Annotated in this window: 16 protein-coding genes and 1 pseudogene; 11 read left to right on the forward strand and 6 right to left on the reverse strand. The window is 70.9% G+C overall.

Annotated features, from left to right (window positions below; all coding sequences use genetic code 11):
• A pseudogene (locus tag E1283_RS17210) lies at positions 1-283 on the reverse strand (ATP-binding protein); the annotation flags it as partial.
• 121 nt (positions 284-404) lie between these two features.
• Here E1283_RS17210 and E1283_RS17215 point away from each other — a divergent pair.
• The 6 genes from E1283_RS17215 (at position 405) to E1283_RS17250 (ending at position 5,644) form a co-directional block, all read left to right on the forward strand.
• A complete protein-coding gene (locus E1283_RS17215; protein WP_132818943.1) occupies positions 405-1,304 on the forward strand; it encodes a helix-turn-helix domain-containing protein in 900 nt (299 codons plus the stop codon).
• A complete protein-coding gene (locus tag E1283_RS17220) occupies positions 1,291-1,485 on the forward strand; it encodes a DUF397 domain-containing protein (protein ID WP_132818944.1) in 195 nt (64 codons plus the stop codon). Before E1283_RS17215 ends, E1283_RS17220 begins: the two co-directional genes overlap by 14 nt.
• 388 nt (positions 1,486-1,873) lie before the next feature.
• The gene (locus tag E1283_RS39720) at positions 1,874-2,395 is read left to right on the forward strand and encodes a DUF6879 family protein (RefSeq protein WP_132818946.1); all 522 of its coding nucleotides are present in this window, start codon (positions 1,874-1,876) and stop codon (positions 2,393-2,395) included.
• 2 nt (positions 2,396-2,397) lie between these two features.
• Entirely contained in the window at positions 2,398-3,264 is an 867-nt protein-coding gene (locus tag E1283_RS17235) for a helix-turn-helix domain-containing protein (protein ID WP_279571268.1), read from the forward strand.
• A gap of 191 nt (positions 3,265-3,455) precedes the next feature.
• Positions 3,456-4,571, forward strand: coding sequence for a methyltransferase domain-containing protein (locus E1283_RS17240; RefSeq protein ID WP_132818948.1), 1,116 nt, complete (start codon positions 3,456-3,458; stop codon positions 4,569-4,571).
• A gap of 320 nt (positions 4,572-4,891) precedes the next feature.
• Positions 4,892-5,644, forward strand: a complete 753-nt coding sequence (locus tag E1283_RS17250) for an SDR family NAD(P)-dependent oxidoreductase (RefSeq protein WP_132818950.1) — start codon at positions 4,892-4,894, stop codon at positions 5,642-5,644.
• On the opposite strand, the gene E1283_RS38825 is transcribed toward E1283_RS17250, so the two are convergent.
• Genes E1283_RS38825 through E1283_RS17265 form a run of 3 tightly spaced genes read right to left on the reverse strand, consistent with a single transcriptional unit; the run spans position 5,634 to position 7,714 of the window.
• Positions 5,634-6,203 (reverse strand): hypothetical protein, encoded by a 570-nt coding sequence (locus E1283_RS38825; protein WP_132818951.1) that lies wholly within the window; start codon positions 6,201-6,203, stop codon positions 5,634-5,636. The genes E1283_RS17250 and E1283_RS38825 overlap by 11 nt on opposite strands.
• Complete coding sequence (locus E1283_RS17260) at positions 6,200-6,748, reverse strand: hypothetical protein (protein WP_132818952.1); 549 nt, start codon at positions 6,746-6,748, stop codon at positions 6,200-6,202. Before E1283_RS17260 ends, E1283_RS38825 begins: the two co-directional genes overlap by 4 nt.
• Before the next feature lie 51 nt (positions 6,749-6,799).
• On the reverse strand, positions 6,800-7,714 hold the full coding sequence (locus E1283_RS17265) for a DMT family transporter (protein ID WP_132818953.1): 915 nt from the start codon (positions 7,712-7,714) through the stop codon (positions 6,800-6,802).
• Positions 7,715-7,819: 105 nt separating this feature from the next.
• On the opposite strand from E1283_RS17265, the gene E1283_RS17270 reads away from it, so the two are divergent.
• Entirely contained in the window at positions 7,820-8,722 is a 903-nt protein-coding gene (locus tag E1283_RS17270) for a LysR family transcriptional regulator (RefSeq protein WP_207930432.1), read from the forward strand.
• Positions 8,723-8,735: 13 nt separating this feature from the next.
• On the opposite strand, the gene E1283_RS17275 is transcribed toward E1283_RS17270, so the two are convergent.
• A complete protein-coding gene (locus tag E1283_RS17275; protein ID WP_132818954.1) occupies positions 8,736-9,635 on the reverse strand; it encodes a LysR family transcriptional regulator in 900 nt (299 codons plus the stop codon).
• A gap of 101 nt (positions 9,636-9,736) precedes the next feature.
• Here E1283_RS17275 and E1283_RS17280 point away from each other — a divergent pair, with 101 nt between their 5' ends.
• The 3 genes from E1283_RS17280 to thrS all read left to right on the forward strand — a co-directional run bounded on the left by E1283_RS17280 (position 9,737) and on the right by thrS (position 12,942).
• Entirely contained in the window at positions 9,737-10,756 is a 1,020-nt protein-coding gene (locus E1283_RS17280; RefSeq protein ID WP_207930433.1) for an alpha/beta hydrolase, read from the forward strand.
• Between the two features lie 11 nt (positions 10,757-10,767).
• Complete coding sequence (locus E1283_RS17285) at positions 10,768-11,553, forward strand: SDR family NAD(P)-dependent oxidoreductase (RefSeq protein ID WP_207930434.1); 786 nt, start codon at positions 10,768-10,770, stop codon at positions 11,551-11,553.
• Between the two features lie 159 nt (positions 11,554-11,712).
• On the forward strand, positions 11,713-12,942 hold the full coding sequence (gene thrS, locus E1283_RS17290; protein ID WP_132818955.1) for a threonine--tRNA ligase: 1,230 nt from the start codon (positions 11,713-11,715) through the stop codon (positions 12,940-12,942).
• Between the two features lie 19 nt (positions 12,943-12,961).
• Here the strand turns inward: thrS and E1283_RS17295 are convergent, their stop codons facing one another.
• On the reverse strand, positions 12,962-13,534 hold the full coding sequence (locus E1283_RS17295; protein WP_132818956.1) for a Uma2 family endonuclease: 573 nt from the start codon (positions 13,532-13,534) through the stop codon (positions 12,962-12,964).
• A 242-nt stretch (positions 13,535-13,776) separates the two neighbouring features.
• Between E1283_RS17295 and E1283_RS17300 the strand changes: the two genes are divergently transcribed.
• Positions 13,777-14,826, forward strand: coding sequence for a BMP family lipoprotein (locus E1283_RS17300; RefSeq protein WP_132818957.1), 1,050 nt, complete (start codon positions 13,777-13,779; stop codon positions 14,824-14,826).
• The last annotated feature ends 36 nt before the right edge of the window (positions 14,827-14,862 follow it).

Consider the following 14,862-nt stretch of genomic DNA (forward strand, 5'->3'; position numbering starts at 1 on the left):
CGCCCTCCCTCTCCCACGCCGCCGCGGCCGGCGGCGGCAGGTGGACGGGGCTGTTGTCGAACACCTCGACCCGCAGCCCGGCCGGCCCGATCACCGTGGTCAGCGCGATCAGCGGTGACGCGGTGTGCTGGTGCGCGTTGGTCACCACCTCGGAGACAAGCAGCCGGGCGTTCTCCTCGGCGATGGGCGAGTCGGTGTGCCGCAGCAGCCACACCACGTGGTCACGGGAGAGCTTGGCGGCGTCGGGCGCGTTCTGGGTGACGAACCGGAAGGTGCTGATCATGAGCCAGACCATAGGACTGGCGGGGGTGTCATGTATCACCACTCTCGTGATTGCCACTCCATGGAGTGAAGTGATCGCCGAACTCTTGGAAACCTGACACCCTTTCGGGAATCGTTATCGCATGGGACTTCGAACCAACCCGACCCAACGGCAGCGCCGCCTCGGTCTGGAGCTGCGACGGTTGCGCGAGCCCACCGGCCTGTCCGCCGCGGAGGCCGGCGAACACATCGGCGTCGGCCGGGCGTACCTGAGCAACATCGAGGCCGGGCGCACCCATGTCTCGGCCGACAAGGTGCGTCTGCTGACCGAGCTCTACGGCTGTACCGGCGAGCGGCTCGTCGAAGGACTCGTGGCGATGGCCGAGTCGGATGGTCGCGGTTGGTGGTCGGATTTCCGGCAGTCGGTGAATCCCGCGCTGCTCGACCTCATCGAGCTGGAGGACTCCGCGACCACGGTACGGACCTTCCACTGGCTCTACGTCCCGGGGCTTCTGCAGACCGCCGAGTACACCCGCGAGCTTTTCCGCACCTGGTCCGGCGCGTTCTCGTCGGAGTCCCTGGAACGCTACGCGGAGATCCGCCGTCGACGGCAGGGGATCCTCGTCCGAGACGATCCGCCCACGTATCACGCGATCATCCACGAGGGCGTGTTCCGCATGGGCTTCATCGACCGGAAGGTCATGGGGGACCAGATCGAGTATCTGATCGAGGCTGCCCGCTCTCCCCACATCACACTGCAACTCGTTCCGTTCAGCGCGCCGGCCAACCCCTCCGCCCGGGGTGCCTTCACCGTCTACGACGCCGGGTCTCCGGAGTTGCGGACGGTCAACCTCGATCAGCCGACCAGCATGATGTTCCTCACCGATCAAAGCCAACTCGAGGAATTCACCGCCCACTTCGCCCGCTTGGCTAGGGTGGCCCTGGCGCCACTGGATCCCGGGAGCGCTCCGGGAGAGGGCAGTTCGGGGCTGGCGCAGTACCTGCTGTACTCGTTGAAGGAGACGATCCATGGCCGGCCTTGAGTGGCAGAAGTCCAGCTTCAGCGACTCCCCCGACCAGGACTGCATAGAACTGGCCATCGCCGTCGACTCCCTCCTCCTCCGCGAGAGCGACGACCCCGTCGCGGTCCTCCCGGCCCAGCCGGCCCGCGTGGCGGCCCTGCTGGCCGCCATAAAGGGCGGCGGCTGGTCGGCGCGCGGGTAGCGCGCCCGTCGCGTTCCGTGTGCCCTTGTCGTGGACGGCGACTGCGGTTGACCCGTCCGGCTCCTACGCGAGCATGCGCGCCCGGCTGGCGGGGCCCGACAGATGGGATTATGCGGGAACGTGCATACTCCTTGCGGTCCGCGGCTCACGCTCGTACGGTCATGGAAAAATCACGCTCCGTGAGAGGGGGTGATCATGGAACTCCGTTTGATCGCCGGCGGCCCATGTCAGTCGGGAGGGAACGGCGAATGTACGGAAGACGACTGCCCGGGGATCTTCGTGACCGATCGGGGAACCATTGCCGTGCAGGGGGAGCGTGTGGAGCGGTCCACACCGGAGAACGAAGCCGTGGTTGAGATTCCAGAGCGGGTGCTGCGGGAGGCTTTTCGTGCGCTTGGATGGTGAGGAGTGGCCACGATTCTTCAACTCCTACCAGCGCGACGCCTGGAGACTTGAGACGTTGCCCGTGTACCGGATGCCCGGAGAGGAGTCCAGGCTGGCTGAGTTTCGGACTACGGGACGGGTTGCGATTCCCGACGACAACCAGTGGTTGACCCGAGTCCGCCACTACCTGGCGACCGGGCGCACAATCGGCCGAGTGCATGTGCTGTCTCGGCCGTTGACTGAGTATCTCCGCTTTGAGCTGGCCTTCTATGCCTTTAGTGCCAAGGCGGGGGAGGACATCAGAATCCTGGATCTCACGGGCCGGGAGAATCCGGAGCTGCCGAACCAGGACTTCTGGATGCTCGACGACAACGTCGTGGAGATGCGTTATGACGCGGAAGGTCGCCAAATCGGCAGGTTCCTGCTGGCAGCCCCGGATCTGGCCCGGTATCGCGAGTGGAAGCGGCTGGCCATCGAACACTCCGTGCCCTACGGGGACTACGTGGCGGAGCACCTGGTTCATTGACCGTGGATCCCCGAGAGGCTGGCCGCGACCGTAGGGACCTCGCTCAGGCGTTGAAGACCCTGCGGCTCGTCGTTGGCCTTTCGGGCGTGCGGCTCGCAGTGTGTTGTGGGATAAGTCAGTCGAAGATCTCACGCATCGAGTCGGGCCGGGTGTTGCCTTCGGTGGTGGACGTACAGTTGATCGTCCAGGCGCTCCACCTCGACCAGCAGACGGCGGCGGATCTGGTGGCCCTCGCCAGACGGGCCAACATCGATTACGAATGCGTTCGAGCCTCGGTGCGCCGAGGGCTGCACCACAGGCAGCGAGAGCTTGCCGCGCTTGAGGCGGCAGCCACCCGCATGCGATTCTTCTTGCCGGCGATTCCCACAAGCCTGCTTCAGACGGCCGAGTACATGCGCACCGTCATGACCAGACCTACCAGTGCGGCTCAGGGCAATGTTGCCCGTGCCATAGCGCTCAAGCTTGAACGACAGACGGTGTTGCACGACGGCTCGAAATTGTTCGAATTCCTGCTCACGGAGTCGGCCATCCGTTGGCGTATGGGCTCACCCGGCCTCATGGCGCTTCAACTCGACAGGCTTTCCTCCCTCTCTCGGCTTTCCGGGGTGCGTATATGCGTGCTACCCCTGTCAAGGGTGGTGCAGGAATCTGCGTTTCACACCTTCACTGTCTACGACCGGTCGTTGGTCACCGCCGAACTGTTCAGTGGGCGAGTCGCAATGCGTGATCCAAAGGACGTTGACCATTACATCGCTCTGTTCGAATTCATGCTGTCGCATGCCGAGACGGGGGACTCTGCACGTCACCTGCTTGCCCGATGGGCGGACGATTTCCGAGATGAGGGCGAACAAATGCCAGAACGTGAATAGCGTTGGATTTCCGCCGGGTTGGGCGGTCATGCTGGGCTGGCAAACCGATAGTACTCCAGAGGAGTTGCCATGGGAGACCACGCCAAGCCGCCGCCGAACGCCGATCAGCCGCCACCCGTGCCGAAGGCACCGCCGGGGAATTCGGATCAGCAGACGGACGCGTTGAAGCCGGGGAACGGGAACCACCGTAAGTGAGCATCGACATCGAAAAGTTCCGCCAGTGGCTTACCAAGTCGCTGGCGGAGGACGGGCACTTCCAGAGGGACTGGCAGCGTGAGGCGTTCGAGCGTGTGCCGCGCCATCGGTTCGCGCCCGAGACGGTGTGGGCGTGGGGCGGGGAGATCTGGCGGCCGGTGGTGCGGGAGGAAGCGCCGTGTCGGTGGGCGGAGTTGGTGTACGCGGACGCCTCCGTCGTGACCCAGGTCGACGACGCGCGGCAGGAGCCGACCAGTTCGATCAGCGCGCCGGCCGCCGTGATGAACATGCTGACCTCGCTCGATCCACAGCCTGGGGACAGGGTGTTGGAGATCGGCAGTGGCAGTGGATACAACACCGCGCTGCTCTGTGAGCGGGTGGGGGAGCGGGGCGTCACAAGTATGGAGATCGACATTGGGTGGATGCACCGAGCCGGCCTGACGTTGCGGTCCTCCGGGCGGCGACCGCACCTGGTGTGGGGTGACGGCGAGGGGGGATGGCCGGCGGGGGCGCCGTATGACCGGCTGTTGTCGACGGCCGCCGTGCGACGCGTGCCGGCCGCGTGGTTGGAGCAGGTGCGTCCCGGCGGGGAGATCGTCACCCCGTGGTTTCCCAACGCGCGCGGTACCGGGTTGATCTGGCTGCGGGTACAGGAGGACGGGACGGCGCGCGGTTGGTTCCACGGCGGCGAAGCCTTCATGCCGGTACGAGGGCAGGGGGTCGTACCGCTTGACGTCGCGGGGATCTGGGCAGCCACAGCTGGGGAAGCGCAGCGGGTGAGCGGAGGACCGTCGCCGGAGCTCGACGGGCTGGACGCGCATGGTCGGTTCGCGCTCGGCGTTTGGCTACCCGGGGTGGTGTGCTGGCCGCAGCAGGACGGCTGGTTTCTCGCCACCGACGACGGCGGCTCGTGGGCGCGCTCAGCGGGCAGCGCGTGGTGGCGGCACGGGCCGCGCGATCTGGTGCGTGAGGCGGCCGACGCCGTCGGCTGGTGGCAAGGGGAGGGGAGCCCGTCGCTGTTCGACTTCGGGATCACCGTCACTGGAGACCGGCAGGAGATCTGGCTGCGCTCCCCGGAGCGAGTGGTGCCGAATCCGCGCCACCCTGGCTGAGGGGGCGTGCGTGAGGCGGCCAGGGCCTACTCGCGTCGTTCAGTGTGCGCCGGGCGGGAGGGCCGAGCGAGGTACCGCCGGTGCCTGGTCGCTCGCTCAGGACCGGCGGAGGCTCGGCACTATGAATGTCACGACGAACCCCGAGCCCCTGCTCGCCGGCAAGGTCGCCCTCGTCACCGGCGCCGGACGCGGCATCGGCGTCGTCCTCCCCGTCGACGGGGGCATGGCGGCCTGAGGGCCGGACGGGCCCGCCCGCCCGCCGGAACGCGATGTCGTTCCGCTGCCAGCGTCGGTCGCGGCGAGCGACGAGGCTCGACGGCATGAGCAACACAGGCAATCGATTCGACGGGCAGGTCGCCCTGGTCACCGGCGGCAGCCGCGGCATCGGCGCGGCGATCGCGCTGCGTCTCGCGGCGGACGGGGCCGACGTAGCGCTGACCTACCAGAACAACGGGGAACGGGCCGCCGAGGTCGTGGCGGGCATCAAGGCCGCCGGGCGGCGCGGCCTCGCCATCAGGGCGGACTGTGCCGACACCGAGGCGCTGACCGGCGCGGTGGACCAGACCGCCGCGACGTTCGGGCGGCTGGACATCCTGGTCAACAACGCGGCGGTCTTCCACTTCGGCAAGCTCGACGAGCTGGAGCTGCCGGCGGTCGACCAGACGCTGGAGGTCAACGTCCGGGCGCCGTTCGTGGCGAGCCGGGCCGCGGTGCGGCACATGGGCCAGGGCGGCAGGATCGTCACCATCGGCAGCAACACCGGCACCAGGACCCCGTTCCCCGGGCTCGCGCTCTACGCGACGAGCAAGGCGGCGCTCGCCGGCATGACCAGGGGCCTGGCCCACGAGCTCGGCTCCCGGGGCATCACCGTCAACCTGGTGAGCCCCGGCCCCACCAACACCGAGGCCAACCCCGCCGACGGGCCCAACGCCGAGTACTTCGCGAGCTTCACGGCCGTCGGCCGCTTCGCGGAGCCGGCCGAGGTCGCCGGCACGGTGGCCTATGTCGTGAGCCCGGAGGCGGGGCACGTCACCGGGACCGAGATCCACGTCGACGGCGGGTTCACGGCCTGACGCGGAGGGGAGGGGACGGCAGCCCGAAGTGGTCGGCGATGACCCGCACCGTGTGGGCGCCGTCGGCGTTGAAGCCGGGATCGGCGTCGTATCCGGGGGTGTCCCGGCCGACGATCCCGGCGTTCAGCAACTCGCGCACCAGCAGGTCGGCCATGCCTCCGCCGCGCCGCGACTCGCGGCGCCGGCCCAGGTTGAAGTACGTCTGCTCGAACCCGCCGCGGCTGTAGGCGAACTGGAAGGGGTGCTCCGCGCAGTGCGGGACCAGGTAGCCATGCCCGCGCGGGCACTCGCAGGCGGGCGTGGAGGCCAGGAACACCGTTTCGAGGGCGGCGGGGCGGGCCGCGAGGTGCGCGTAGCGGTAGCCGGTGATGTCGCGGGAGAAGTCGCCGGCTCGCAGCCCTGTTCGGGCGGGGTAGGCGTCGTGCGTGACCCAGGCCCAGCCGGACGACTCACCGGCGGTGACGGCGGGCCGCCCCGTCTCGGCGAAGAGGCCGGAGAGGACCGGCAGGGGGATGCCCCGGTAGAAGGTGACGAAGGTGTTCGGGGCGAGCCAGCTCACGTGGCCGTCACCTCCGCGGCAAGCGGCGGCGAGGGCAGCCCGAAGTGGGCGGCGATCACCGCGACGAGACGCGTGCGATCGTCGTGGAGATGGTCGAAACAGTCGTGTTCGTCGTCCTCTTCCTCCTGGTCGCAGTACGCGTCGGGGCCGATGAGGTTCGCGGCGAGCAGTTCGGGCGAGAGGTAGTCCGGATTGTCGCCCACCCGCTGCTCGACGTCCTCGAAGCTGAACGCGAGGACCGTGCGACCCCCTCGGTGGTAAACGAAGGCGGGAGGGAACGCCTTGGGACTACAGGGCTCGGTCACGAACACGACGATCTCCGCGCCGGCTCGGCACATCGCCTGGTAGTCGACCTCGCGGTAGCCGCCGGAGCCGGGGGCGAACATGTCGTGCACCGCCCACGCCCAGCCGTTCCCCTCGCCGTGCGCGAGGGGCGCGCGCCCCTGGTCGGCTATCCCCCGGACGAAGGCGTCGGCTGGTATGCCGCGGGCGAACGCGACGTTCACCTCGTGGTTTGGAAAGGCATCGTGCAGCCAGTCGATCATGCGAGCAGGGTAGCCGCGGGCACTGACATCGATGCTGGTACCCGGGTTCGGTCAGGCCGTTCGGGCCACCGCCGAAGTGTGGCGCCGCCAGCGGGTGGCGGCGACGCCCGCGAGGACGACGGCGGCGCCGGCGAGCACCCGTGGGCCGAGGTCCTCGTCCAGGACGAGGGCGCCGAGGGACACCGAGACGACCGGGAGGAGATAGCCGACGGTGGCCGCGGTCGTGGGCCCCTCGTCCGCGATGAGGCGGTAGTTGAGGTAGAAGGTCAGGCCGGTGCTGAGGACGCCGAGCACGACGACGGCGAGCAGCGCGCCGGCCCCGACATGGCCAGGGGTGACGCCGGTGGCCAGCAGGGGAGCGGCGGACAGGGCCGTGCCGGCCAGGAGTTGGGCCGCCGAGAGGGCCAACGGGTCGGTGCCGCGCCCCGTCAGGTGGCGGGCCATGTAGGCGAAGCCGACCGCGTAGCTGGCGGCGCCGCCCAGCAGGGCGAGCGTCCCGCCGGTGAGCAGGCCGTCCTCGCCCCAGGGCGCGAAGATCACCAGCGTGCCCGCGAAGCCGAGCAGCAGCCCGGCCAGCCGGAGCGGCCTGATCCGGCGCTCGGTCCCGGCGGCGAGGCCGATCAGCAGCGACCACAGCGGGGTGGTGGCGTGCAGTACGCCGGCGAGGCCGGAGTCGACGGTGCGTTCGCCGATGCCGAAGAGGAGGAACGGCAGCGCGTTGCAGAAGAACGCGGCCACGGTGAGGTGCGCCCACGTCCGCGCCCCGCGTGGGAGGCGTCGGCGCGCGGCGCGGGCCAGGACGAGCAGCACGGCGGCGCCCAGCGCGGCGCGGGCGAACGCGATCTGCGCCGGCGAGAAGCCGCCGTCCAGGGCGAGCTTGATCCACAGGAACGCCGAGCCCCAGAGCAGCGCGAGCGCCGCGAACCGCGCCAGCGAGCCCCGCGCCGCGCCACCGTCGTCGTTCATGGCCTTCGCCTCCGCCTTCCTGTCACCGGCCCCCGACCGCGATGCTGCCGGGTGTTTCACAACAGGACAAGCGAATGATTCTTGAGCATCGTTAAGCTGTGCTACATGCTTGATGTGCGTCGCATGCAGGTGCTCCGCGCCGTCGTCGCCAGCGGGTCGATCACCGCGGCGGCCGCCCACCTCGGCTACACCCCGTCCGCCGTCAGCCAGCAGGTCGCCGCGCTGGAGCGGCAGGCCGGCACGCCGCTGCTCGAACGGGTCGGGCGCGGCGTCCAGCCGACCCGCGCCGGCCGGCTGCTCAGCGAGCACGCGGCCGTCATCGGCCGACAACTGGCGGAAGCCGAACGCGGGTTGGCCGACCTGCGGGCCGGCCGCACCGGGGTGCTCACCGTCCGCTATTTCGCCACCGCTGGCGCCACGCTGCTGGCGCCCGCGCTCGCCGCGTTCCGCCGCGAGCACCCGGAGGTCCGGGTCGACCTCGCGATGACCGACCCGGACGACCCGCTGCCCGAGGTGGCCGGGGGGCGGGCCGACCTCGCCGTGGTGGTCAGGCCGCGCGGCCGGGCCGCCGAGGGCGTGCGGCTGGTCCCGCTGCTCGACGACCCCTACCGCGCCGTGCTGCCCGCCGGGCACCCGCTGGCCGGCGCCGAGGTGGTCGACCTCGTCGAACTCGCCGAGGAGCCGTGGGTGCGCGCCGACGGTCCGGGACCGTGCCTCGACACGGTGCTCGACGGCTGCGCCGCGGCCGGCTTCAGCCCCGACTTCGTGGCGGAGAGCCAGGACTACGCCACCGCGCAGGGCTTCGTCGCCGCCGGCCTCGGCATCGCGCTGATCCCGGAGCTCGGGCTCGCCGGCCGCCACCCCGGCGTGGTCGTGAAGCCGGTGCGCGGGCCCGAGCCGGTCCGGGCGATCGGCGCCGCGGTGCGGCCGGCCGCGCTCGGCCAGCCGGCGCTCGCCGCGCTCGTCGCCGCGCTGGCGGGCGCGGGCGCGGGTGCGGGGGCGGAGTGACGGTGCCGTGCGGTCATGGCCGAGCGGCGGTCGCCGCGACCGTCGTCGCGGTGCGGACGAGGGCGGCGACGGCCGGTGAGCGGGAGTCCTGTGGCCAGGCCAGGGCAAGGGTGATCGGCCCGAGGTCCTCGACGGTGCGGTAGACGACGCCGGGTCGCGGGTGCCGTCGCGCCACCGACGCCGGCGGGAACCAGACGATGCTGCCCAGTTCGATCAGGTTGAAGATCTGGGCCAGGTCCAGACGCCTCGGCGGAGCCTCGGCCAACGGCGACGGGCCGGCGGTGACGGCGGTCGGCGGTCGGCCGTCGCGGTCGGCCGGCGTGCCGTCCGGGAGGGTCCTGCCGGCCAGGTCCGCCACGCGCAGGCGCGGGCGGTCCGCCAGCGGATCGGTCGACGCCAGCGCGACCAACCGGGGTTCGGTCAGCAGCGGTTCGACGTCCAGCCCCCGGTCGTCGGCCAGCGGGACGGGCAGCAACGCGACGTCCGCGCGCCCCTCGCGCAGCGCCGGCAACTGCTCGCCACGCCCGACCAGCACGAGCTCCACCGGGAGCGCCGCCGGCTCCAGTCGGTACGCGGCCAGGATCCGCGGCAGCAGCCCGCCGTCGTAGTCGGCCTTCATCGCCAGCCGCAGCCCGGGCTCGGCCCGACCCGCGTGCCGGGCCCGCCGGCCGGCGGCGGCGACGGCGTCGAGCGCGGGTTTGGCGTCGCGGAGCAGGACCTCCCCGGCGGGGGTGAGCGAGACGTGGCGCGTGGTGCGCTCCAGCAGCCGCACGCCCAACCGCCGCTCCAGTTCGCGGATCGCCCGGGACAGCGGAGGCTGCGCCATGCCCAACCGCAACGCCGCGCGCCCGAAGTGGAGTTCCTCGGCGACGGCCACGAAGTACCGGAGCTGCCGCACCTCCAGGTCATCCATACCTTCACGGTATCAATGCCGCTCGGATCGGTCCTTCAGGTAGGCAGCGGCGCCGAGTTGACTGGGTGACGGCATCGACCACCCGTACAGGAGTTGACACCGTGGGTCACCATCTCGCCAGACGACAGTTACTGCACAGCTCCCTCGGCGCGACGGCGGCCATGGGCCTGCTCGCCGCCGCCCCGGGGGCCGTAGCGGCCGAGAACGAGGGCACGAACGACGAGTTGCTTGAGCAGTTCGCCGACGGCTTCAGCTTCCAGCGGCGCTCCCCGGTCCTGCACTCGCCGGCCGAACAGGGGCTCGACTACGAGGACGTCACGTTCCCCGCCAGGGACGGCGTGCCGCTGGAGGGCTGGTTCATCCCGGCACGCGGGTCGGACAAGCTCGTCATCGCCAATCACCCGATGGGATTCAGCAGGTCCGGGATCCCCGCCCACCTGGAGCCGTGGCATTCGCTGTGGGCGCCGAGCGGCAACGGGTTCGAGGTCGACCTGACCCCGGACTACCGGATCCTCCACGACGCCGGTTACAGCGTCCTCGCCTACGACCTGCGCAACTCCGGCCTCAGCGGCGAGGCCAACGGCGGGATCTCGTCGAGCGGGATCTACGAGGCGCGCGACGTCGTCGGCTCGCTCGACTACGTCCGTGGCCGCCGGGACACGCGTCGCATGGCGATCGGTCTCTTCAGCCGGTGCCTGGGGTGCAGCTCCACCTTCGCCGCCATGACGCGGTTCCCCGAGGCGTTCGACGGCGTCCGCTGCCTGGTCGGGCCGCAGCCCGTGACGGCGGAGACGATCCTCCAGCGCCGGCTGGACATGATGGGGCTCTCCGACCGCCTCGACGACCTCGAACGGCTCATCGTCCTGCGCACCAGCATCGGGTTCGCCCCCAGGAGCCCGCGCGAGTGGGCCAGGAACGTCACCGTGCCGACCTTCCTCTACCAGGTGCGCGACGACATCCTCACCCACCCGAGCGACGTACAGGAGATGTACGACAACATCCCCGGCAGGGAGAAGAGGCTTCAGTGGATCGAGGGCACGACGGCCCGCTGGGACGGCTACCTGGAGTTCCAGCGCCGCCCGGAGCCGATGCTCGACTGGTTCGCCACCCACCTTCGATGAGCGCGGCCGCCGTGAGCGCACGAGGAGAGGAACCCGCGACCCTGGACCTGACCGGGCGGGTGGTCATCGTCACCGGGGCATCCTCCGGCATCGGCGAGGCGACCGCCCGCCTGCTGCACCGTGCCGGCGCGCTGCCCGTGCTGGCCGCGCGCCGCGCCGACCGCCTCACCGCGCTGAGCGCCGAACTCGACGGCGCGCTCTCCGTGCCCACCGACCTGACGGAGCCCGCCCGGGCGCGGGCGCTGGTGGACGCCGCGGTGGGGCGGTACGGGCGCGTCGACGGCCTGGTCAACAACGCGGGCGCCAGCTTCCACCGCCGACTCGAGGAGGTCGATCCCGCCGCGTACGTCCCGCTGTTGAAGCTCAACGTGGTGGGCGTGCTGGCGGCCATGCAGGCCGTACTACCGGTGATGCGCCGCCGGCGGGCCGGGCGGATCGTCAACGTCAGCTCCGGCACCACGGTGCTGGCCCCGCCCGGGGTCGGCGCCTACGCGGCCTCCAAGTCGGCGGTGAACATGCTCAGCACGGTGGCGCGCAAGGAGTTCGCCGCCGACGGCGTCGACGTGTCGCTGGTCCTGCCGTCCATCACCGCCACCGAGTTCGGCGACGGGATGTTCCGCGACGGCGCGGGGCCGGCGCCCGGCATGGTCGCGCACCGCCCCGACTACGTGGCCCGGGTCATCCTGCGGGCGCTGCGCACCGGTGAGGAGCGCATCGACATCCCGCACGGCCCCGAGCGGCCGGACCTCGCCGAGGCGCCGGGGCGCGGACGGCGGTCTGTTAGCGTGGAGGAGTGAAGCGCGCCCAGTTCGCCGGACCCTTCGGGTCCGCCACGACGACGCCGGAGAGAGTCCCGGCGCGCTGACCGATGTCCTAGTCGAAGCCCCGGGGCGAGTGCCCCGGGGCTTCGTCACGTGGTCACTCGTCCCAGGTTGTTCCCGGAGGAGACGACCACGATGGAGACCACCGCCCACGACCACCGCAGGCTCGGCCGCGAGCTCGACCTGTTCGACACCGACCCCCTGATCGGCTCCGGGCTGCCGTACTGGCTGCCCGACGGGGCCGCCGTGCGGCACGCGGTGGAGGAGTACGTCAGGGAGGAGGAACGGCGCGCCGGCTACCGGCACGTCGCCTCGCCGGTGCTCGGCAAACGCGAGCTCTACGAGATCTCGGGCCACTGGGCCCACTTCAGCGAGGACATGTTCCCGCCCATGGAGGTCGGCGGCGAGCAGGTCGTGCTGCGGCCCAGCCTCTGCCCGCACCACGCGCTCATCTACCGCTCCCGTGGCCACAGCTACCGCGAACTCCCGCTTCGCATGGCCGAGTTGGGTGGGATGTACCGGGCGGAGCTCTCCGGCGTGCTGGGCGGCCTCACCCGGGTGCGGGCGATCCAGCTCAACGACGCGCACATCTTCTGCACCCTCGACCAGGTCGCGGACGAGGCCGAGGCGGCGCTCGCCATGATCCGCCGCGCCTACGCCGCGCTGGGGCTGACCGTCGCCCGCTACCGGCTCTCGCTGGCCGGCGGGGGCGGGAAGTACGCGGGGGCGCCCGAGATGTGGCGGCGGGCCGAGGCCCTGCTGCGGGAGGTGCTCGACCGGGCCGGGGTCCGGTACGAGGCGGTCGAGGGCGAGGCGGCGTTCTACGGCCCCAAGATCGACGTCCAGGTGGTGGACGGCGCGGGCCGCGAGGCCACCCTGTCGACCGTCCAGGTCGACTTCCACCAGCCCGAGCGGTTCGACCTGGGCTACGTCGGCCCCGACGGCGCCCGGCACCGGCCGGTGATGGTGCACCGCAGCATCGTGGGGAGCGTGGAGCGGGCCGTCGCGCAGCTCATCGAGGTGCACGGCGGCGCGTTCCCGGCGTGGCTCGCGCCCCGGCAGTTGGTCGTGCTGCCGGTCTCGGACGCGGAGCTGCCGGCCGCCGAGCGGCTGGCCCGGCGGGCCGTGGACCTCGGCCTGCGGGCCGAGGCCCACGACCCGGGGCGCGGCAGCCTCGGCTCCCGGATCCGGGCGGCCCGGCTCGTCCCCTACCAGGCGGTGGTCGGCGCGGCCGAGGCCGCCACCGACGCGGTCGCCCTCCGCCTCCGCGACGGCCGCCGCCTCCCACCCCGACCGGCGGACGAGGCGCTCCACGAGATCACCGCCCTGGTGGCGGCGCACTCCACCGAGCTGTGGCCCGGGTAGGTCCCAGCGGTCCGGACGATCAGGGGACGAGGGCGGTGAGGTCCAGGTCGACGGTGAACGGAACCGCGGACTTCAGCCGGCCGCGGTGGATGCCCGTGGCCACGTACGAGCCGGTCATGGTGTCGAGCTCGTAGGCGTGGACCGTGGCCGCCCCGTCCTCCTCCTCGACGCGCCAGAAGTGCGGGATCCTCGCCTGGGCGTACTTGAAGGGCTTCATGGAACGGTCGCGGTCCGCCGACTCCTCGGAGACCACCTCGATCACCAGGACGACGTCCTCGGGGGCGTACCAGGTGCGGTCGGCGTCGTAGGCTGCCGTGGTGACCAGCACGTCCGGCTCGGGGCGGCTCTTGCGGTCCAGCCGGACGGTCATCTCCCGCGCGACGTCGAGGTCGTCAGGAGCGGCCTGTCGCAGAGCGAAGGTCAGGTTCTCCACCAGCCGGGAGTGCCAGAGCCGCTGCGGCGACATCATGAAGATCAGCGCTCCGTCGATGAGTTCCGTGTGCCGCGGCGCCTGCGGTAGGTGATCGAGATCGTCCGCCTCCCAGCCACTCGGTCTGGGCGGCGTCAGCCACTCGGGGAGCTCGGCGGTCACAGCTACCTCCACCGGTACGGGCTGTGCGGACGATCTCAGCCTAGTCGACGCGGAACGTCCCGTATCGTCCTGAGTGTGATCCGATCGGGGGCGATCTCGTGGTGCGCCGTGTTGCCTCCACGTTGCGTTCACACCGATCTGATAACGGGAATTCCCCAAGTCTTCTCCCTGGATCTACGCGCGTTACGATCGGCGGGCAACGGCGCCGGTAAGAGGCGCTTTCAACTGAAGGGACCGTCCTCTTGCGCCGCGTATCACGTCTGGCAGCAACTGTGGCTCTGACCACGGCACTCGCGCTCTCCGCCGCGGCCTGTGGCGAGAGCTCCACGGATTCCAACAACAACGGGGACAGCGGCGACTCCGGCGGCCAGGGTGCCGCGATCGCCTTCGACGTCGGTGGTCGCGACGACCACTCCTTCAACGAGGCCGCGGCCCGCGGTGGCGACCAGGCCATCGAGGAGTTCGGCATCGAGGTCGAGACCCGGACCGCCCGCAACGAGGAGACCACGGCCGACCGCGTGCAGCGGCTCGAGTCGCTGGCCCAGGAGGGCTACGACCCGGTCATCGGCGTCGGCTACCTCTACGGCGACGCCATCTCCCAGGTCGCCGCGGACTTCCCGGACACCACCTTCGGTGTGGTGGACTCGGTGTCCGACGGCGACAACGTCTACAGCATGGTCTTCGCCGAGCACGAGGCGTCCTACCTCGCGGGCGTGGCCGCGGCGCTGAAGTCGGAGAGCGGCCAGGTCGGCTTCATCGGCGGCGTGCAGAACCCGCTCATCCAGAAGTTCGAGGCCGGCTTCGTCCAGGGCGTCACCGACACCAACCCGGACGTCGAGGTGACGGTCGAGTACCTGTACACCGACGACGACCGCGGCTTCAACGACGTCGCCAGGGCCAAGGAGAAGGCCAACGGCATGCTCGGTCGCGGCATCGACGTGATCTACACCGCGGCCGGCCAGTCCGGCGCCGGCTCGATCGAGGAGGTCGCGGCCGTCGACGGTGCCTGGGCCATCGGCGTCGACTCCGACCAGTACCAGCAGCCCGGCCTGGCCGAGTACCAGGACTCGATCCTGACCTCCGCGGTCAAGGGCGTCGACGTGGCGGTCTTCGACCTGATCCAGAGCGTTCAGAACGAGGAGCCGCTGTCCGGCACCCACGAGTACAACCTGGCCGAGAACGGCGTCTCGCTGGCCACCTCCGGTGGCTTCATCGACGACATCTCGGAAGAGATCCAGGCGGCGACGGACGGGATCGTCTCCGGTGACATCGAGGTGCGGGACACTCCGTAGGTGGTGCGGTGGGGGGTTGTTCCCCCACCCACCCAC

It is taken from the genome of Streptomyces hainanensis (assembly GCF_004348415.1).
Classification (GTDB): domain Bacteria; phylum Actinomycetota; class Actinomycetes; order Streptomycetales; family Streptomycetaceae; genus Streptomyces; species Streptomyces hainanensis.